The organism is Rhodococcus sp. P4_F5 (assembly GCF_056401315.1).
Genome location: NZ_JBFUJP010000002.1, coordinates 18,621 through 37,690 on the forward strand (window position 1 = coordinate 18,621; position 19,070 = coordinate 37,690).

At 70.5% G+C, this 19,070-nt stretch carries 14 protein-coding genes; 6 read left to right on the forward strand and 8 right to left on the reverse strand.

Going from position 1 to position 19,070, the window contains the following annotated elements; all coding sequences use genetic code 11:
* Positions 1–58 precede the first annotated feature (58 nt).
* Positions 59–1,150, reverse strand: a complete 1,092-nt coding sequence (locus AC1DU4_RS02080) for an isochorismate synthase (RefSeq protein ID WP_477837453.1) — start codon at positions 1,148–1,150, stop codon at positions 59–61.
* A 47-nt stretch (positions 1,151–1,197) separates the two neighbouring features.
* Positions 1,198–1,665 carry a universal stress protein gene (locus AC1DU4_RS02085; RefSeq protein WP_477837454.1) on the reverse strand — a complete coding sequence of 156 codons (468 nt, stop codon included), beginning with the start codon at positions 1,663–1,665 and terminating at the stop codon, positions 1,198–1,200.
* 89 nt (positions 1,666–1,754) lie between these two features.
* Here AC1DU4_RS02085 and AC1DU4_RS02090 point away from each other — a divergent pair, with 89 nt between their 5' ends.
* Positions 1,755–2,957, forward strand: coding sequence for a glycoside hydrolase family 3 N-terminal domain-containing protein (locus AC1DU4_RS02090; protein ID WP_477837455.1), 1,203 nt, complete (start codon positions 1,755–1,757; stop codon positions 2,955–2,957).
* 130 nt (positions 2,958–3,087) lie between these two features.
* Positions 3,088–3,687, forward strand: coding sequence for a TetR/AcrR family transcriptional regulator (locus tag AC1DU4_RS02095; RefSeq protein WP_072843320.1), 600 nt, complete (start codon positions 3,088–3,090; stop codon positions 3,685–3,687).
* A gap of 70 nt (positions 3,688–3,757) precedes the next feature.
* Here AC1DU4_RS02095 and AC1DU4_RS02100 read toward each other — a convergent pair whose 3' ends face one another.
* Together AC1DU4_RS02100 and AC1DU4_RS02105 are read right to left on the reverse strand one after the other, a co-directional pair.
* Entirely contained in the window at positions 3,758–4,633 is an 876-nt protein-coding gene (locus tag AC1DU4_RS02100) for a MaoC/PaaZ C-terminal domain-containing protein (RefSeq protein WP_477837456.1), read from the reverse strand.
* Positions 4,633–5,979 (reverse strand): 3-oxoacyl-ACP reductase, encoded by a 1,347-nt coding sequence (locus AC1DU4_RS02105; protein WP_072843318.1) that lies wholly within the window; start codon positions 5,977–5,979, stop codon positions 4,633–4,635. The genes AC1DU4_RS02100 and AC1DU4_RS02105 overlap by 1 nt, the downstream gene beginning before the upstream one ends.
* Positions 5,980–6,110: 131 nt before the next feature.
* Between AC1DU4_RS02105 and AC1DU4_RS02110 the strand changes: the two genes are divergently transcribed.
* Entirely contained in the window at positions 6,111–7,457 is a 1,347-nt protein-coding gene (locus tag AC1DU4_RS02110; protein ID WP_477837457.1) for an acetyl-CoA C-acetyltransferase, read from the forward strand.
* Between the two features lie 142 nt (positions 7,458–7,599).
* Here AC1DU4_RS02110 and AC1DU4_RS02115 read toward each other — a convergent pair whose 3' ends face one another.
* Positions 7,600–9,141, reverse strand: coding sequence for a GMC family oxidoreductase (locus AC1DU4_RS02115; protein WP_477837458.1), 1,542 nt, complete (start codon positions 9,139–9,141; stop codon positions 7,600–7,602).
* An 802-nt stretch (positions 9,142–9,943) separates the two neighbouring features.
* On the opposite strand from AC1DU4_RS02115, the gene AC1DU4_RS02120 reads away from it, so the two are divergent.
* Positions 9,944–10,777, forward strand: coding sequence for a glycoside hydrolase family 19 protein (locus AC1DU4_RS02120; protein WP_477837459.1), 834 nt, complete (start codon positions 9,944–9,946; stop codon positions 10,775–10,777).
* Positions 10,778–11,477: 700 nt separating this feature from the next.
* Positions 11,478–13,943 (forward strand): VanW family protein, encoded by a 2,466-nt coding sequence (locus tag AC1DU4_RS02125; protein ID WP_477837460.1) that lies wholly within the window; start codon positions 11,478–11,480, stop codon positions 13,941–13,943.
* A 96-nt stretch (positions 13,944–14,039) separates the two neighbouring features.
* On the opposite strand, the gene AC1DU4_RS02130 is transcribed toward AC1DU4_RS02125, so the two are convergent.
* The 3 genes from AC1DU4_RS02130 to AC1DU4_RS02140 all read right to left on the reverse strand — a co-directional run bounded on the left by AC1DU4_RS02130 (position 14,040) and on the right by AC1DU4_RS02140 (position 17,680).
* Entirely contained in the window at positions 14,040–15,875 is a 1,836-nt protein-coding gene (locus tag AC1DU4_RS02130) for an acyl-CoA dehydrogenase (RefSeq protein ID WP_477837461.1), read from the reverse strand.
* Positions 15,876–15,974: 99 nt separating this feature from the next.
* On the reverse strand, positions 15,975–16,574 hold the full coding sequence (locus AC1DU4_RS02135; RefSeq protein ID WP_477837462.1) for a class I SAM-dependent methyltransferase: 600 nt from the start codon (positions 16,572–16,574) through the stop codon (positions 15,975–15,977).
* 35 nt (positions 16,575–16,609) lie between these two features.
* Positions 16,610–17,680, reverse strand: a complete 1,071-nt coding sequence (locus AC1DU4_RS02140; RefSeq protein WP_083577063.1) for a DUF4185 domain-containing protein — start codon at positions 17,678–17,680, stop codon at positions 16,610–16,612.
* Between the two features lie 333 nt (positions 17,681–18,013).
* On the opposite strand from AC1DU4_RS02140, the gene AC1DU4_RS02145 reads away from it, so the two are divergent.
* Positions 18,014–19,033, forward strand: coding sequence for a beta-ketoacyl-ACP synthase III (locus tag AC1DU4_RS02145; protein WP_477837463.1), 1,020 nt, complete (start codon positions 18,014–18,016; stop codon positions 19,031–19,033).
* Positions 19,034–19,070 lie beyond the last annotated feature (37 nt).

The window sequence follows — 19,070 nt, forward strand, 5'->3', positions numbered from 1 at the left end:
ACGGCGGTGTCGCCGGGCGACCTGGATCGGCGCCGGGGCCCAGGTCAGGGGTCCCGGGTCAGGAGGTTCCGGACACGCCCAGCGCGCCGAGCAGGGTGCCCAGCTTGGTGGAGGTCTCCGCGAGCTCGGCGTCGGGGTCCGACTCGGCGACGATGCCGCCGCCGGCCCAGGCGCGCAGCCGCAGTCCGTCGGCGTCCACCTCGGCGCACCGGATCGCGACCACCCACTCGCCGTCGCCGTCGGCGTCGCACCAGCCGACCGCGCCGCCGTAGAAGCCGCGGGGTTCCTCGGTCTCACGGATGGCGGCGAGCGCGGCGGCGAACGGGGTGCCGCCGACCGCCGGGGTGGGGTGCAGCAGCCGAGCCAGCTCCAGCGCGGTCGGCGCCGGCTCGCGCAGCACGCCGCTGATCGGGGTGGCCAGGTGCCACACCTGCCGGGTGCTGACCAGCCGCGGGGCGTCGGGCACGGTCAGTTCGGTGCACACCGGCCCCAGCGCGTCGCGGATCCAGTCGGTGACGAAGGCGTGTTCGGCGCGGTTCTTGCCGGAGGCCAGCAGCCGGTCGCCCTCGGCGCGGTCGGCGGCGGGGTCGGTGTGCCGCGGGGCGGTGCCGGCCAGCGGGAAGCACACCACCTCCCGGCCGGTGCGCCGCAGCAGCAGTTCCGGGCTGGCGCCGACGAGGGCGCGGCCGACGTACTCGCCGCCGGCGGGGCTCAGGTCCACCCCGAAGCCGTTGCCGACGGGGTCCTGCGCGACCAGCCGGGCCAGCAGCGACCACGGTCGCACCGGTTCCGACGCCTCGACGACCACCGACCGCGCCGCGACCACCTTGTCGAGTTCGCCGGCGCGCAGCCGCGCCACCAGCCGCGCCACCCGGGCCCGGTGCTCGTCGGGGGTGGGCAGTTCGCCGGTGATCCGGACCGCGGGCAGCGCGGGCAGCGAGTCGGGCCGCCACGGACCGGCGCTGCGGTGCGCGGTCTCGGGGGCGGTGAGGGCGGCGGGCCCGGCGGGGTCGAACGGCAGCGCGCCGACCACCAACGGCACCGTGCGCCGGGCGAGAGCCTCGGCGGCGGCGTCGATTCCGCGGTACTGGTCCCGGCTGCCGGAGGTGCGCAGGGTCCGGTCGGCGCGCGAGAGCAGGAAACCGTTCATGTCGGTTCCCGACGATAGTCGGCGCGCCCGGTCCCGGGCTCAGGCGGCTACTTGCCGGGCGGCACGATCAGCACCGGCCGGTGGCTGTGCCGCAGCACGTGGTCGGCGACCGAGGACTGCAGCAGCGACCGCACCCCGGTGGTGCCGCGGGTGCCGGTGACGATGATGTCGGCGTTCAGGTCGTCGGCGGTCTCGACGATGGTGGTCCAGATGGTGGCGGTGCACTCCGCGCAGCGGCCCTCCGCGTTGAGTCCCGCGGCGAAGGCCAGGTCGAGTCCCTCCGCGTTGGTGGTCTTCGCGTCGGTGAGGGCGATGTCCTCGCTGTCCTCGTCGGGCACCCACTCCGGCTGCATGACGCCCGAGAGCCCGGACATCCGGGCGGCCTGGCGGACCATCGGTTCCCAGGCGGTGACCACGACCGCGCGCTGGGCGCTGAGAAAACGGCCCGCGTACTCGATGGCGCGCTTGGCGTTGTCGGATCCGTCGTAGGCGATGAGAATCAGATCGGCGGGCATCGAGACCTCCTCGTTCCGGGGGCGATCTACCCGCCAGGCTACCTGCTGGCCGGTGTCCCGGGGCCTCGATCTGACCTAGGCTCGACGTCGTGAAGTCCACCCGGTTGCCCCGCGTCGTCGCCCTGTTCCTCGGTCTGGGCCTGCTCACCGCATGTGGCTCCCCCGCCACCGAGAACACGGCCACCGAGAACACCGCGACCGTGACGTCCACAAGGGTCGAACCCGCCCCCGCGGCGCCGGGGTCGGACCCGGTCACCGGGGCCCGGGACCAGAACCTGCCGGCCGTGTGCGGCGCCGACTTCCTCGACCGGATGTCGGAGCGGCACAAGCTGGCGCAGCTGCTCAACGTCGGCGTGGCGTCCACCGCGGACGCGATCGACGTGGTGCGGCGCGAGCAGGTCGGCGGCATCTTCGTGGGCAGCTGGACCGACGAGTCGATGCTGCGGGATCGGCAGGTGCCCAAGGTGCAGGCGGCCGCCGAGGTGCCGCTGATGGTGACGATCGACGAGGAGGGCGGCCGGGTGTCCCGCGTCGCGGACCTGCTCGGCGAGGATCCCGCGCCGCGGACGGTGGCGGAGACCATGACGCCGGAGCAGACCTACCAGTTGGCCCTCGCCCGGGGCCGCGGCCTGCGCGGCCTCGGCATCACCGTCGACTACGCGCCGGTGGTGGACGTGAGCTCCCAGCCCGCGGACTCGGTGATCGGGGACCGGTCGTTCAGCGACGACCCGGCCGTGGTCACGGAGTACGCCGGCGAGTACGCCCGCGGCCTGCGCGACGCCGGTGTGCTCCCCGTGATCAAGCACTTCCCGGGCCACGGTTCCGCGTCCGGCGACTCGCACACCGGCGCGGTGACGACGCCGCCGCTGGACCAGCTTCAGACCAGCGACCTGGTGCCCTACCGGACGCTGGTGACCACCGGCGTCGGCGTGATGGTCGGGCACCTGGACGTGCCGGGGCTGACCGAGCCCGGCGTGCCGGCGAGCATCAGCCCGGCGGCAATGAATCTGCTGCGGACCGGGACCGGCTACGGGGCGCCGCCGTTCGACGGGCCGATCTTCACCGACGACCTCAGCGGGATGAAGGCGATCACCGCGCGGATGGACGTCCCGCAGGCGGTCGGGGCGGCGCTGACGGCGGGCGCAGACGTGGCGTTGTGGCTGACCACCGCCGAGGTGTCGCAGGTGCTCGACCACCTGCAGCAGCTGATGGCGTCGGGCCAACTCAGTGCCGCGCAGGTGGACGCGTCGGTGCTCCGGGTCGCCCGGGCGAAGGGCGTGCTCAGCTGCTGACCGGCGAGGGCGGTGTCGGACGGTTTCCGCGGGTCAGGGACAATGTTCCACGGCAGACGCTCATTCTTACTCTAGAGTAAGATCGATCTCGGGGTACCCGCATCCAGTGGGCCCCGACTCTGGAGGACACATGGCTGGCGGCACGAAGCGGCTCCCACGGGCGGTACGCGAGCAGCAGATGCTCGACGCGGCCGTCGAAGTGTTCTCAGCCAACGGATTTCATGACACGTCGATGGACGCGATCGCCGCGACCGCGCAGATCTCGAAACCGATGCTGTACCTGTACTACGGGTCCAAGGACGAGCTCTTCACGGCGTGCATCCAGCGCGAGGGCGTGCGCTTCGTCGAGGCGATCACCCCGGCCGCCGACCCGCACCTGACGCCCCGCGAGCAGCTGCGGGCCGCGCTGGTGGGGTTCCTCGGCTTCGTCGACTCGAACCGGTCGTCCTGGATGGTGCTGTACCGGCAGTCGATGGGGCAGCAGGCGTTCGCCAGCCAGGTGCGCGGCAGCCGTGAGCGGCTGATCGAGCTCACCGCGAAGCTGCTCGAGTCCAGCACCAAGGACCCCGAGGAGGGCACCGACTTCGGCATCATGGCCGTGGCGCTGGTGGGTGCGGGCGAGGCGGTCGCGGACCGCGTGGCCGGCGGCGAGATCGCCGTCGCCGCGGCGGCGGACCTGCTGGAGAACCTGGCCTGGCGCGGCCTGGCCGGCAAGAAGCGCGACCACTAGGCACCTGCGGTGCTCGTGCGCGGTTGACGGGTCTGGGGACCCGTCAACCGCGCACGAGCGGCGGAGCCGCCTAACGCAGGGTGGCGGTGAGGTGCGGGTAGCCCTTCTTGGGGTGGCGCAACGCCAGGTCCCAACCGGACCCGTCCGGGCCGGTGACCTCGTCGGCGTACACGTTCACCGTGGCCGGCAGCACCACCGGCTTGCCGAACTTCACCCGGTAGGTGACCGCGTCGGCGATCCGTCCCTCGACCGCGCCGAGCACCGCCGCCGCGCTCCACATGCCGTGCGCGATGGTCCGCGGGAACCCGAAGGCCTTGGCGCCCAACGACGAGACGTGGATCGGGTTGCGGTCGCCCGAGACCGCGGCGTAGCGGCTGATGGTCGACTGGTCCACCCGCAGCGTGCGCATCGGCCGCGGCGGCGCCTCCTCGGCGCGCGCCTCCCGCGGCTCCTTCGGCGCATTCGTGGGATGCATCTTCAGGAACGTGCTGACCTGACGCCACACCATTTCTCGGCCCACCGAGACCTCGCTGACGAAGTCCACCTGGGTGCCCTTGGGGTGCGCACGCAGGTTCTCCGCGTGCACCAACAGGTCCAACGGCTCGGACACCGAGATCGGCCGGAACCGCTCGATCACGTTCTCCGTGTGCACGGAACCGATTGCCGGGAACGGGAACTCGTTCGAGACCATCAGCTTCATCGCCAGCGGGAACACCAGCGTGAACGGGTACGTGACGGGCAGGGCGTCGCCGAAGCGCAGGCCGCAGGCGCGGGCGTAGGCGGCCAGGTTGTCGGGGTCCACCCGCAGGCCCTCGAGGGCGAGGGCCTGCTTGGGCAGGCTCCGGCGGCCGCCCGAGCGGCGCAGCGGGAGAGCACCCAGCGCGGCCCGGGCGTAGACGTCCAGGGTGCCGGGCCGCTCGCGCAGCCGCACCACCTTCGCGGTCATCAGGCGCCCAGCAACGACTGGCCGCACACCCGGACGACCTGTCCGGTGACGGCGTTGGACGCGGGGCTGGCGAAGTACGCGACGGTCTCGGCGACGTCGACGGTCTGCCCGCCCTGCAGCAGCGAGGACATCCGGCGGCCGGCCTCGCGGGTGGCGAACGGGATGGCCGCGGTCATCGCGGTCTCGATGAACCCGGGGGCGACCGCGTTGATGGTGATGTCCTGCTCGGCCAGCACCGGGGCGGTGGCCTGCACCAGGCCGATGACGCCCGCCTTGGAGGTGCCGTAGTTGGTCTGCCCGCGGTTGCCGGCGATGCCCGCGATGGAGGACACGTCCACCACCCGGCCGCCCTTCTTCAGTGCGCCCTTGGCCACGAGGTGCTCGGTGATCTTCTGCGGGGCAAGCAGGTTGACGTTCATGACCAGGTCCCAGCGGCTCTCGTCCATGTTGGCGAGCAGCTTGTCGCGGGTGATGCCGGCGTTGTGCACGATGATGTCGGCGCCGCCGTGCCGCTCGAGCAGGTGCGCGGCCAGTCGTTCGGCGGCGTCGGCCGCGGTGACGTCCAGGGCGAGGGCGGTGCCGCCGACCTTGTTCGCGGTCTCCGACAGCGACTCGCCGGCGGCCGGGATGTCCGCGCACACCACGTGCGCGCCGTCGCGGGCGAGCACCTCGGCGATGGTGGCACCGATGCCGCGGGCGGCGCCGGTGACCACGGCGACCTTGCCCTCGAGCGGACGGTCCCACGAGGCCGGGGCGGCGGAGTCGGCGGCGCCGACCCGGATGACCTGGCCGGATACGAACGCGGACTTCGCCGACAGCAGGAAGCGCAGGGTGGACTCGAGCCCGGTCAGGCCGGTCGCGGCGTCGGGGGAGACATAGACCAACTGGGCCGTCCCGCCGCGCCGGAGTTCCTTGCCGACGCTGCGGGTGAAGCCCTCGAGTGCCCGCTGGGCGATCTGGGCGTCGACGCTGCCGGCCTGCTCAGGGGTGGTGCCGAGGACGACGATGCGGGCGCACGAGGCGAGCTTGCGCATCTGCGGGGCGAAGAACTCGTAGAGCTGTTCGAGCTCGGTGACCTGGCTGATGCCGGTGGCGTCGAACACCAGCGCGCCGTTGCGGTCGTCGTGCGGCTGGCTGAACGTGTAGTCGGAGAGCAGTTCTCGCACCGGCTCGACGAGCCTGCCGTTGCCGCCGATCAGCAGCGGGCCGGCCAGTGCAGGCTCGCCCGCCCGGTACCGGCGCAGCTTCTCGGGCTGCGGGAGCCCGGTCTGCTTGGCGATGAACGCGCCCGGCGCGGACGAGAGGAACTGGGAGTAGAGATCGGGAGCGCCCTTGCTGGCTGCCACGGTCCACCTTCTTCGTCGATCGGGCACCCGGCGTCCGGGTGCGGTGTCGACATTGAACTTACTCTGGAGTAAGTTCAATGTCGAGGCAGGATCCCACCGCCGAGCCGGATCGCACATACATGGAGACCGACGTGACCCCGAGAGCCCGAAACAACAAGCCGGCCGCTGCATCCAAGAGTGCGGCCCCCACGCCCGCCGGCCGGCAACTTCGTCCCGTCGCCATCGTCGGCGGCAACCGTATCCCCTTCGCGCGCTCCGACAAGGCGTACGCGCAGGCGTCCAACCAGGACATGTTCACCGCCACCCTCGACGGACTGGTGAGCCGGTTCAACCTGCAGGGCGAGAAGCTCGGCATGGTGGTCGGCGGCGCGGTGCTCAAGCACAGCCGGGACTTCAACCTGATGCGCGAGAGCGTCCTCGGCAGCGCGCTGAGCCCGTACACCCCGGCCTTCGACCTGCAGCAGGCGTGCGGCACCGGCCTGCAGTCGATCGTCGCCGTCGGCGACGCCATCGCGGCCGGGCGGATCGACGCCGGCATCGGCGGCGGTGTGGACACCACCTCCGACGCGCCGATCGGCGTCAACGACGACCTGCGTGAGTTCCTGCTCTCCGTCAACCGCGCCAGGACCACCGCGGACCGGGTCAAGCTGCTCGGCCACCTCCGGCCCGCGATGGTCGGACTCGAGATCCCGCGCAACGGCGAGCCCCGGACCGGGATGTCGATGGGCGACCACGCCGCGATCACCGCCAAGGAGTTCGGCGTCCGGCGCGAGGACCAGGACGAACTGGCCGCCGCCAGCCACCGGAACATGGCCGCCGCGTACGACCGCGGCTTCTTCGACGACCTGATCACCCCGTTCCTCGGCCTGACCCGCGACGACAACCTGCGCCCCGGCTCGACCGTCGAGAAGCTCGCGACCCTCAAGCCGGTGTTCGGCACCAAGCTCGGCGACGCCACCATGACCGCCGGCAACTCCACCCCGCTCACCGACGGCGCCTCCGCCGCGCTGCTGTCCACGGACGAGTGGGCCGCCGAGCGCAACCTGCCGGTGCTCGCGCACCTGGTGGACTCCGAGACCGCCGCCGTCGACTACGTGCACGGGCCCGACGGACTGCTGATGGCGCCGACCTACGCGATCCCGAAGCTGCTCGCGCGGAACGGGTTGACGCTGCAGGACTTCGACTACTACGAGATCCACGAGGCGTTCGCCTCCGTGGTGCTCGCGACCCTGCAGGCCTTCGAGTCCGACGAGTACTGCAAGGAGCGGCTCGGCCTGGACGGCGCCCTCGGCTCCATCGACCGCAGCAAGCTCAACGTCAACGGCTCCTCGCTCGCGGCCGGCCACCCGTTCGCCGCGACCGGCGGCCGGATCGTGGCCTCGCTGGCGAAGATGCTGGCGGAGAAGGGGTCGGGCCGCGGCCTGATCTCCATCTGCGCCGCGGGCGGCCAGGGCGTCACGGCCATCATCGAGCGCTAGACCGAACAACCGCTGGACCCAGTAAGAGGGGTCGCCGAGCCCTGCTCGGCCGTCGGCGCACGGCCCGGGAATCAGTCTGATTCGCGGGCCGTGCGCCTTTGGGTGGGATGCGGCCAGCCGGTGGCGGCACGAATCCAAACCCCTAGCGGTGCGCCACAGCTGACGGCCCGGCAGACGATTGTGCGAGCAGGAAGTCCGCGCAGCGTTCGCCGGTCATGATCGATGGAGCGTTGGTGTTGGCGTGCGGAATCCGCGGTAGCGCCGAGGCGTCGGCGACGCGGAGATTCTCGACACCTCGGACACGGAGCTTCTCGTCCAGGGGACTGTCGGGTTCACGACCCATCGCGACGCTGCAGGCTTGATGGTTTGTTGTGATCGCGTTGTCCCTGATGCACGCCTCGACGTCCGAGCCCGGGCCGGGGAGAAGTTCACGCCCGACGGTGGATGCGATCGGCTCGGTCGCGATGATCTCGCGCGTGCGCTCCAGCGCCCGCACCAGCGCATCGACGTCCTCACGCTCGGAAAGCAGGTTCAGCCGGATCGCCGGTGGTGTCGCGGGATCCGATGAGCGAACCAGGACACTGCCGCGACTCTTGGGTGTCCAATACGAGGTCAACACGGACAACGCGGGCCGTAGCTTCCGTTCCTTGGGGTCGGCCAGGGCGTAGGACGGGGTGAAGATCAGCTGAAAGTCGCATGCCGGGAGCCCGGCCGTCGACCGGATATGTGCCACTGCTTCCGCGCCGTTACTGGTGAGCTTGCCCCGTCGGCGTAACAGCCACTGCAGCAACCATTTCGGCTTCCCGACGTCCGCAAGGCCGACGTACCCGGGAGCGAGAGCCCAGATCGCGAACGCGGTCGGGTGGTCGGTCAGGCCCTGACCCACGCGGGGGCTGTCGACAAGCGGGGTGATCCCGACGCGGCGGAGATGGTCCGCCGGACCGATGCCCGACAACTGCAGTAGTCGCGGCGTGCCGAACGCGCCGGCGCTCACGACGACCTCCCGGTCGGCGAATGCCCGCTGGATCCGTCCACGCCGGCGGTATTCGACGCCGACGGCACGGCCGTCGCGGATGATCACCCGGCCGACCTCGGCCTTGGTGACGACGGTCAGATTCTCCTGGTGTCGGAGGTAGCCGCGGGCCGTGCTCCAGCGTTGGCCCTTGTGGATGGTGACGGGGGAGATCGCTGCACCGTCGAGTTCGGGTCCGCTGACGTCGTCGTTGGCGCCGACACCTGAGGCACGCGCCGCGGCGACAAAACACCGAGACAGCTCGTCGGGATACGGCACGCGGGCGACGCGCATCGGGCCCCGTTCGATCCGAGCGAACACCGGCGCCACGTCATTCCAGCCCCAGCCGGGCAGCTGCCAGCCGTCGTAGTCGAGACTGCTGCCCTTGACCCAGATCATCGCGTTCATCGCGCTGGAGCCGCCGAGCACCCGTCCGCGCGGTTGCGCGATCCGTCGGTTGGCGCAGCCGGGCTCTGGATCGGTTTCGTAGGCCCAGTCCAACGAGGTCCCGAACTGCCGGGGGTACGCCAGCGGCGCTCGGATCGTCAGCCGCCGATCCGATCCGCCGGCCTCGATCAACAGAACGGTCGACGCGGATTCTGTGGCCAACCGCCCGGCAACCGCGCAGCCGGCAGAGCCGGCCCCGACCACGACGAAGTCATATGTCGTCACGCGCAAGCTCCGTTCCCCTCGGAAGCCGCTGGCGTAGCTGGAGCCGGAAGGCCGGTATCTGACGCCCGACGGACGCGGTCCTCGCACGACAGTCGCCCCGTCCAGGGTAGGTCTGCACGGCGAGGGCGAACAAGCCCTTCGTTCTCGTCCGGCTTCGGTATCGCAAACCCTTCGCCGAGTCCGCCCGGGCGCACATTCGGGGGCGCCGGCCTGGGGCGGGTGGGGCGGGTGTTCGGTATCGGGAAGGTCACGGACGCGCTCCGGATGGTGTTCGCGTCGTTATCAAGCGCCGCATCCGGACCGGTTGCCGGTGTTAGGTAGGGCACTGACCGGGTGCCCCGTGTCCGCCCTCTGCGCGCCGCGAAGGTGGCCGGCGCCCGGGGTGGGAGGCCGCTCCGGAACGGCGCCGACGGCCGTCGTGAGCGCTGGGGATCGGGCCGCTCGCCCGCGTCGGATCGTTGGGCGAATCTAATTGCAGTACAACGATTCCGGGCTGCCTCTCGGTGGTTCGACGCGCCGACCCGCGGGCGGGGTGACGGCGGCAGTGCGGGCGTCGGAGTGCCGCCACGCCGAGTGCCGCCGGGACGGACCGGATTCGGCCGAATGTCAACCCGACACGCCAGAAGAAAGAATGTGACGCTCGTCTCGATTGGTTGAAACCTGGGCTACCTGCGACGTTACCTGGTTGTGACCTAATTGCTGCGTGACGGTGACCTGAGAGGGATGGGGAAGTCCTTCGCAACACCCGCGGCATCCGTTCGCCAGGCCGACGCGCCTTTCGGCCGAATCTTGGAGTACGACCTTGCACGTTTCACACTCGCGCCATTTCCGTGCGGCCATTGCCGCCGCCGCCTTGACCACCTGTGTCGTCGGTTTCGTCGGCCCCGGCGTCGCGAGCGCCGACACCACTGACACCGCCGCTGCGGGCGTCGTCGCTGCTCCGGTCCGGTTCCACGAAGCCGGGAACCTGTTCAAGGCGCTCCAGTTCCCCACCCTTCCCGGTGCCGACTCGGGGTCGGCCGACCAGGCTCAGCCCGGATCCGTGGAGACGGCCCCGGCGCCGGAGGCGGCCCCGGCACCCCCGCCGCCGCCCCCGCCGCCCCCGCTCGCGGTGACCCCGGACGAGCTGGCGCGCATCGTGCCCGGCATGCCCGCGGAGAAGATCGCGGCGTACGTCGCGCCTCTGAACGCGGCGATGACGCGCGGCGGTATCGACAACCCCGTCCGCCAGGCGGCCTTCATCGCGCAGCTCGCCGTCGAGTCCGACTCGTTCCGGACATTCGAGGAGTACGCGTCCGGGCGCGCCTACGAGGGTCGAGCGGACCTCGGAAACACCCATGCGGGCGACGGGGAGCGCTACAAGGGCCGCGGCGCCATCCAGATCACCGGCCGCCACAACTACGAGAGCGTGAGCGCGTACACGGGCGTCGACTTCGTCGCGCAGCCCGAGCTTCTCGAGGCACCGGAGAACGCCTTCACCACCGCCGCCTGGTACTGGACCTCGAGGAACCTCAACCAGGTCGCCGACACCGCCGGAATCGTCCGGGTGTCCGAGCTCGTCAACGGCGGCCACCACGCCCTCGATCGGCGGGTGCGGGACTTCCAGCGCGGCCTGGACGTTCTGCTCCAGCCGTGACGCGGACAGCGAGCGCCGCGACCGAGCGCTGACGCGGCCCACCACGCAGGGCCCCGGTACACGCCGAACCGGAGGGCCCTGCGTCTGTTCGCGCCGGGTCGGCTGCCGCCGGCGGCGCAGCCACCGTTCATGTCGCCCTGGCCGTCCTGTCGGTTCGTTCGCGCCGCGGCCCCGGCGACGATGTACAGCGTCTGTCCGGGCCACACGGCAGTCCAGGGGTGACGCGTTGGACATGGACGCGTGTTGGTGATTTCGGCGTCAGACCTCCGGCGGGCGGCTCCTGCCTCGAGAGTCCGCCCAGACACCCGCTCGATTGCGCCGGGAATCGTCGAGCACGGACGGTCGCGGGGGTGCACGGCAGCGGCCGGCGGTCGCGGCACTCTGGCGGTTGCCGCTCGGGATTCGCGGGTAATGCCTGGTAGTCGCACGAATCGCGTCGCCGGGACCCGGATTGGAAATATTTTGTGATGGATGTGTAACGCCTTGTGAGCCGACCCCGATACCCAAGTAGTCCCGCGTTGCAGCCAGACCCCCGACCCGGCTGCAGCGTGGGACTACCTATTTCTGCGGGCCGTCTTCTGTGCCCCCGCCGTCGCGCTCCTGGCCATCGTCCGGGCGGTGCACGTTTTGTCCCGTCTACCCTTGAGCCTCGGAAACGACCTGGCCTCGGCGGGGTGAAGCAATCAGTGGGAGGGCCGTGATGATCGGCGCCAACGGCGGTATCGGTGGAGATTCGGGCGAACGGGCGGAAACCGGCCCCGAATCGGATGCGCACGACGCCGCGCCCGATGTCGACGAGGCGCAGACGGTGCGGATCTCGCGTGAGCCCGATGTAGACGACGCCCGGACGGCTCGACTGACCAGGGCGACCGAATCGGAGCCCCGGGCGGACGCCGTCGCGCCGGAACCGGACGCCGACCCCGAGCGCGCGGCCGACTCGAAGTCCACTGCCGACGAGGTTGCCGGGTCCGGGACCGCCGCCGAACTCGCGGCCGGCGCCGAGGCAGCGCGCGGCACGGAGTCTGTGAGCGACGCAGAGCCCGTGAACGAGGTCGCCACCCACGCGGGGCCCGCGGCCGACGCCGACCCGACCACGGCGGTACCGTCCCCAGGTTCCGACCGCGATGCCGACCTCGACGCGCCCGATGATTCCGTCGCGCCGGTGGAGACGTTCACCGCGCCCGCCGTTGATCCGGGGGAGGTGAAGACCGAGGTGATGTCCGTGGTGCGCGTCGAGCCGCCGGCCGCCCAGTCACCGGAGGAGCCTCCGACCACCGTCGTCGCCCCGCCGCGGTCGATCACCCCGCCCTCGCAGCCTCGGCCCCAGCAGGCCCAGCCTCAGCAGGCTCAGGCTCAGCAGGCTCAGGCTCAGCAGGCTCAGGCTCAGCAGGCCCAGCCTCAGCAGGCCCAGCCCCAGTCTCAGACCCCGCCGCCCTCGGAGCCTCGGCCACTCAACGCCGACCCGGTGCCCGCCGACCGCGCGGGCGGGTCCGGTCGGTCCACCGGCGTGAAGGTCGCGATCGGTGCGGCCGCCGCGCTCGCCGTCGGCATCCTCGCCTACGGGGTCGACTACGCGATGTCCTCGGACCAGGTACCGCGCGGCGTCTCCGTCGCGGGGGTAGACGTGGGCGGGATGAACCCGGCCGATGCCGAGGCGATGCTGCGCACCGAGCTCGGTCCGCGCGTGCAGCAGCCCGTCGAGATCCGGGCGGGCGACGCGCAGGCGCAGGTGGTGCCGGAGCAGGCAGGCCTGGGCATCGACTGGTCCGCCACGCTGGACCGCGCCGGCGCCCAGCCGCTGAACCCGGTCACCCGGCTGACCTCACTGTTCTCCCACCGCGAGATCGGGGTCGTGTCCACCAGTGACGAGGCGGCACTGGCCGCCGCAGTCGAGGGGCTCCGCCCTCAGGTGGACCGCGCCCCGGTCGAGGGCGGCATCGCCTTCGACGGCCCCACCCCGACCGGTGTCTCGCCGCGCGCCGGCCAGGCTCTCGATGCCGCGGGAGCGGCCTCGGCCCTCGCCGAGCAGTGGGCTGCCGTCGGCGGCGTCGAGGTGCCGGTGAACGTGGCACCGGTCGCGGTGACCCAGGACGGCGTGGACCGCGCACTGCGCGACATCGCGACCCCGGCCGCGGCTGCCGACGTCACGGTGACCGGTAAGGACGGCAAGTCGGCTGTCCTGCGCCGCAACGACATCGGTGCGGTACTGACCTTCGCGCCGGACGGCAGCGGCGGGCTGGCCCCCGGGTACAACGTCGACGCCGCGGCGGCCCTGCTGGCGCCGCAGTTGGCGCCGACCGAGGTCAAGCCCAAGGACGCGACGTTCAGCTTTGCCGGCGGCTCGCCGAAGGTGGTGCCGTCCGTCACCGGCAACGTCGTGGAGTGGCACAAGACCCTCGGCGGCCTGCCGGACCTGCTGGCCGCGCCCGGCGACCGCAGTGTCGCGGCGGTCTACGAGGCCAAGGAACCGGAGCTCACCACCGCAGCGGCGGACAAGCTCGGCATCCGGGAGGTCATCTCGGAGTACACGACCGGCGGTTTCGAGTACGCGTCCGGCGTGAACATCCGCCTCGCCGCGGCCGAGATCAACGGTGCCCTGGTCAAGCCGGGAGGAACCTTCTCGCTCAACGGTCACACCGGTACCCGCGGCGCCGCGGAGGGCTACGTCGAGTCCGGGATCATCAACAACGGACGACCGGACAAGGCCGTGGGCGGCGGCATCAGTCAGCTCGCGACGACGCTGTACAACGCGTCGTACTTCGCGGGCATGAAGGACGCCGGCCACACCGAGCACAGCTACTACATCTCGCGCTACCCCGCGGCCCGCGAGGCCACCGTCTTCGACGGAGCGATCGACCTGCAGTTCACCAACACCGCACCGACCGGAGTGGTGATCGAGGCGGTGGGTACGAGTTCCGATGTGACGGTGCGGTTCTGGGGAACGAAGTCGGTGGAGGTGGAGTCCATTGCCGGTGAGCGCTACGCCGACACCTCGCCGAACACGGTGAACCTGCCCAAGGGCGCCGGCTGCGTCCCGTCCGGCGGCGCGAAGGGATTCACCACCAGCGACACCCGGGTGATCTCCGATCACAAGACGGGAGAAGAGATCTCGCGTCACACCCGCACGGTGAAGTACGACCCGGTGCCCATCGTCAAGTGCGAGTAGGCGCAACAGCCGCAACGCAAACAGCGCTGCCGCGCACCGACGATCCGGTGCGCGGCAGCGCTGCTGTCAGGGGTCTACCCGCGGTGAACCGGAGGCTCAGAACGCGGCTTCGTCGAGCTCCATGATGTCGTTGTCGACGGCGGCGACGATCGCGCGGCTCGCGGTCAGCTCCGGCAGCACGTTCTTCGCGAAGAAGGACGCGATGGCGACCTTGCCCTCGTAGAACGCCTTGTCCTTGTCGGACGCGCCGCCGTCGAGAGCCGCGAGGGCGATCTCGGACTGGACCAGCAGACGCCAGCCGATCAGCAGGTCGCCGACGGCCATCAGGAAGCGGACGGAGCCGAGGCCGACCTTGTACAGCTCGGTCGGCTGCTCCTGCGCGCCCATCAGGAACCCGGTGAGGGTGGCGGCCATGGTCTGGACGTCCTCGAGGGCGGTGGCGAGCAGGGCGCGATCGCCCTTGAGGCGGTCGTCGCCGGTCTCGCTGTCGATGAACTGCTTGACCTGCCCGGCGACGTGGGCCAGGGCGACGCCACGGTCGCGGGCGATCTTGCGGAAGAAGAAGTCCTGCGCCTGGATGGCGGTGGTGCCCTCGTACAGCGAGTCGATCTTCGAGTCGCGGATGTACTGCTCGATCGGGTAGTCCTGCAGGAAGCCGGAGCCGCCGTAGGTCTGCAGGCTGTCGGTCAGGTACTGGTAGGCCCGCTCGGAACCGACACCCTTGACGATCGGGAGCAGCAGGTCGTTGACGCGGAACGCGGTGTCCTTGTCGGCGCCGGAGACCAGCTTGGCGAGCTCTTCGTCCTGGTGTGCCGCGGTGTAGAGGTACACCGCGCGCAGGCCCTCCGCGTACGCCTTCTGCATCGCGAGGCTGCGACGGACGTCCGGGTGGTGGGTGATGGTCACGCGGGGCGCGGCCTTGTCGGTCATCTGCGTCAGGTCGGCACCCTGCACGCGCGCCTTGGCGTAGTCGAGCGCGTTGAGGTAGCCGGTGGACAGGGTGGAGATGGCCTTGGTGCCCACCATCATCCGGGCGTGCTCGATGACGTCGAACATCTGGGCAATGCCGTTGTGGACCTCGCCGACCAGCCAGCCCTGTGCGGGCACGCCGTGGCCGCCGAAGGTCAGCTCACAGGTGGTGGACGCCTTCAGGCCCATCTTGTGCTCGACGTTGGTGACGAAGACGCCGTTGCGCTCGCCGAGCTCGTTCTTCTCGAAGTCGAAGTGGATCTTCGGGACGAAGAACAGGCTCAGGCCCTTGGTGCCCGGTCCGGCGCCCTCGGGGCGGGCCAGCACCAGGTGGAAGATGTTCTCGAACAGGTCGTCCGAGGTGGCGGACGTGATGAAGCGCTTGACGCCCTCGATGTGCCAGGTGCCGTCGTCCTGCTTGATCGCCTTGGTGCGTCCGGCGCCCACGTCGGAGCCGGCGTCCGGCTCGGTGAGGACCATGGTGGCGCCCCAGCCGCGCTCGACGCAGGTGGCCGCCCACTGCTTCTGCTCGTCGGTGCCGTTGGTGTAGAGCACGTTCGCGAACGACGGGCCGGCCTGGTACATGAAGGCGGCGGGCTGCGCGCCCAGCATCATCTCGGCGATGGCCCACACCAGGGCGCGGGGGACCGGCACGCCGCCGATCTCCTCGTCGAGGCCCATGCGGTACCACTCGGCGTCCCACATGGCCTTGAAGGACTTCTTGAAGGGCTCCGGCAGGGTCGCCTCGTGCGTCTCGGTGTCGAACACCGGCGGGTTGCGGTCGGCGTCGGCGAACGACTCGGCCAGCGGTCCCTCGGCGAGGCGCGCGACCTCGGACAGCATGTCCTTGATGGTCGCGACGTCCAGGTCGCCCCAGGTGCCTGCGTTCAGTGCGTTCTCGAGACCCAGCACCTCGAAGAGGTTGAACTCCAGGTCACGGACGTTGCTCTTGTAATGGCCCATGTCTTCTTAACTCTCCCGGTGAGGTGCGGTCTCGCTGTGTCAGTACCGCCCAAGTGTACCTACTCGTCGGTAACTTACGCGATGTTACTCGTGATTCAGTTAGCTGCCAAGAGATGGTTTTGTCGCGATCACCACCAGGTCCGTCACGACGCCCGCGTCGTCGCCCCCGCCCTGCGGCGTGGCCACGACCCGGAGCCCGGTGCCGTCGAGGTCCTCGGTCAGTTCCTCTGGGAGGCAGAGTGTTTCGGGTTCCACGGGGAAGTGCGCATGCGCCACGGCGGCGTGTCCGAGTAGCAGCAACGTGCCGCCGGGGGCCAGCGCGGCCGCCGCCCGGCGCAGCAGCGCACGCCGCGGCGACCTGGGCAGATGCAGGTACGTGAGGAGTACGAGGTCATAGTTCGGCGGCAGTTCGACCTGCGTCACATCGGCCCGCACCCAGTCGACGCGATCGCGCACCGACCTGGGCGAATGCGCCGCCGCGCGGTGGCCCTTGGTCAGTGCGACCGTGGAGAAGTCCACCGCCGTCACCCGCCATCCCCGGTTGGCCAGCCACAGGGCGTTCCGGCCCTCGCCGCAGCCCAGGTCGAGGGCCCGGCCGGCGGTGAGGGCCGTGGCCACCGCCACCACGGTCGGGTCGGCGGCCGCGCCCCAGGTGAGTTCGTCGCCCGCGTACCGGGCGTCCCAGTCGTGTGCATCCATGCGCGTGACCGTAGTGGCGGGGTCGGCCCCGTCGGTCAGCGGTTGAGCGTGGTGCGCATCAGCAGCACGTTGTAGTTCGAGTGCACTGTGGTGAGGAAGTAGAGGTCGGGACCGGTCGACCACGGGTGCATGTACGCCCCGTAGGCGGTGGGCAGTTCGCGGGCGTCGAGTAGCACCTCCGCCGGACCCCACGGTCCGGTCGGGCTCGGGGAGCGCCGCATCACCACCGAGTTGAAGTTGTCGGTGGTGAGCATCAGGTACTGACCGAGGAACTCGTTGTACTGCACCGACAGCTCGCCGACGCCGCCGAAGACGATCGGTGCCGCGGCGTTGACGTCGCCCTTCTTCCATTCGGTGCCGTTCCAGTACTCGTAGGCGGCCAGGTCGCGAATCTGCTTCTCCGGCACCCGGGCCACGTAGGCGAGCCCGCCGCGGCCGGGTGGCGTGCCGTACTCGTAGACGAAACCGCCGTCCTTGAGGAAGGCGTTCATCTGGAAGTTCCGGTTGGCGCCGTCGCTGGGGCGGTTGGTCTCGGGGGCTTGCACCCAGTTCTCGCCGTTGTCGGTGGAGACCGCCAGGCTCGAGTAGTTGGTCTCCCAGTGCCCCGGGTCGCCCCAGTTCTTCACCGACATCAGTGACATGTACTGCACTCCGTCGACCGCCACACCCGCCGTGGGGATCCGGCTGATCTCGATGAACGGGATCTTCGGACTGGGAACGAGTTCCTTCGACTGGCCCAGCAGGTCGCGGGGTGTGCTGTCGAAGGCCATGCCGTCGGCAAGGTTGCGGTCGTTGCTCCGGTAGAGCGTGTTGCTGCGCCAGGACCAGAGGCTGCCGGCGAGCAGGTTCGGCACGCCGAGGCCCGCCGAGTCGCCGAATGCGGTGAGGGTCTGGCCGCTTCCGTTGTCCCACATGATGCCGAGGTCGGTGCCGAGGACATTGCTGTCCTGGGTGCGGTTGGCGCTGAGCATGCCGGTCGCCTGGGCCACGGCGGTTGTCCGTCCGCGCAGGTCAGGGAGTCCGTTCGTGCCGTTGAGTCCGGGAATCGGGTTCACCGTGTTGGGGTCGGCGGCGGCGGGCGGGGCCAAGGCCAGCAGCGTCGCCATCCCGAGAATCGATGCCTGTACGAATGTCCTGGCGTGCCCTGCGTTCACGCGAAACCCCCTCGGCTTTCCGTGTCTGCTCTCGTCGGAACAGGACGGGACCAGCGGGTCGCCGCCTGGGACACATGTTAGTGATGCGGAACACATTTGTCCGTGTGAGCAACGGGGCTCGTGTGAATTGCCAGGGTTCGGACGCCGCGCGAATCAAGAAACTGACACAGGTTCATTCCCGACTCCGTGACCGCGTGAGGGTCGTGCACAGTACGGTGTCCTGAGGAGTTCGTGGGTGTGCCCGAGCATCCGGTGCGACATTTTTGAAACAGAGGAGACAGGCAAATGGGTGCAGTGATCGCCAACTCAACGGAGCTTCGGCATTCCGCGATGCTCGGTCTGGGGGCGTACCGCCCGCGTCGTGTCGTGACGAACGAGGAGATCTGCGAGCAGATCGACTCGACCGACGAGTGGATCCAGTCCCGGTCCGGCATCAAGAGCCGTCGTTTCGCGGGCGAGGACGAGTCGGTGCTCGCCATGTCGATCGAGTCGGGTCGCCGGGCGCTCGAGGCCGCGGGCGTCAGCAGCCAGCAGATCGGCACGGTCATCGTCGCCACGTCCACCTACCCGGTGCAGACCCCGGCGTGCTCGGCCCTGGTCGCGGATGCGCTCGGCACCGGGGGCGCGGGCGCGATCGACGTGGCCGCCGGCTGCGCGGGATTCTGCTACGCGCTGGGCCTCGCCTCCGACCTCGTGCGCGCGGGCAGCCAGGACTACGTGCTGGTGATCGGCGTCGAGCGGATGAGCGACTCGACCGAGCCCACCGACCGCTCGGTGCGCTTCATCTTCGGTGACGGCGCGGGCGCCGTGGTCGTCGGCCGCGGCGAGGAGACCGGGATCGGACCCGTCGTGTGGGGTTCGGACGGCGCGCAGGGCACCGCCATCCGCCAGGAGCCGAACTGGGTGGACTTCGCCGAGAACCCGGCCCAGCAGCGGCCGTGGATCAAGATGGAGGGCACCTCGGTGTTCCGCTGGGCGGCCTTCGAAATGGGCAAGATCGCGCTGCAGACCCTCGACAAGTCCGGTGTGACGATGGAGGACCTGGACGCGTTCATCCCGCACCAGGCCAACGCCCGCATCACCGATGTGATCGCCCGCAGCATTCACCTGCCGGAGACGGTCGCGGTGTCCAACGACATCGCAGAGACTGGCAACACCTCGGCCGCGTCGATCCCGCTGGCGATGGAGGAGATGCTCCGTACCGGCAAGTCCAAGGCGGGCGACACCGCGCTGCTGCTGGCGTTCGGCGCCGGGCTGGCCTACGCCGGCCAGGTCGTCAAGATGCCGCCGCTCGCGCAGGCCTGACACCCGATCTTCCAGCCGGGGGCGTCCCCCACGCGGT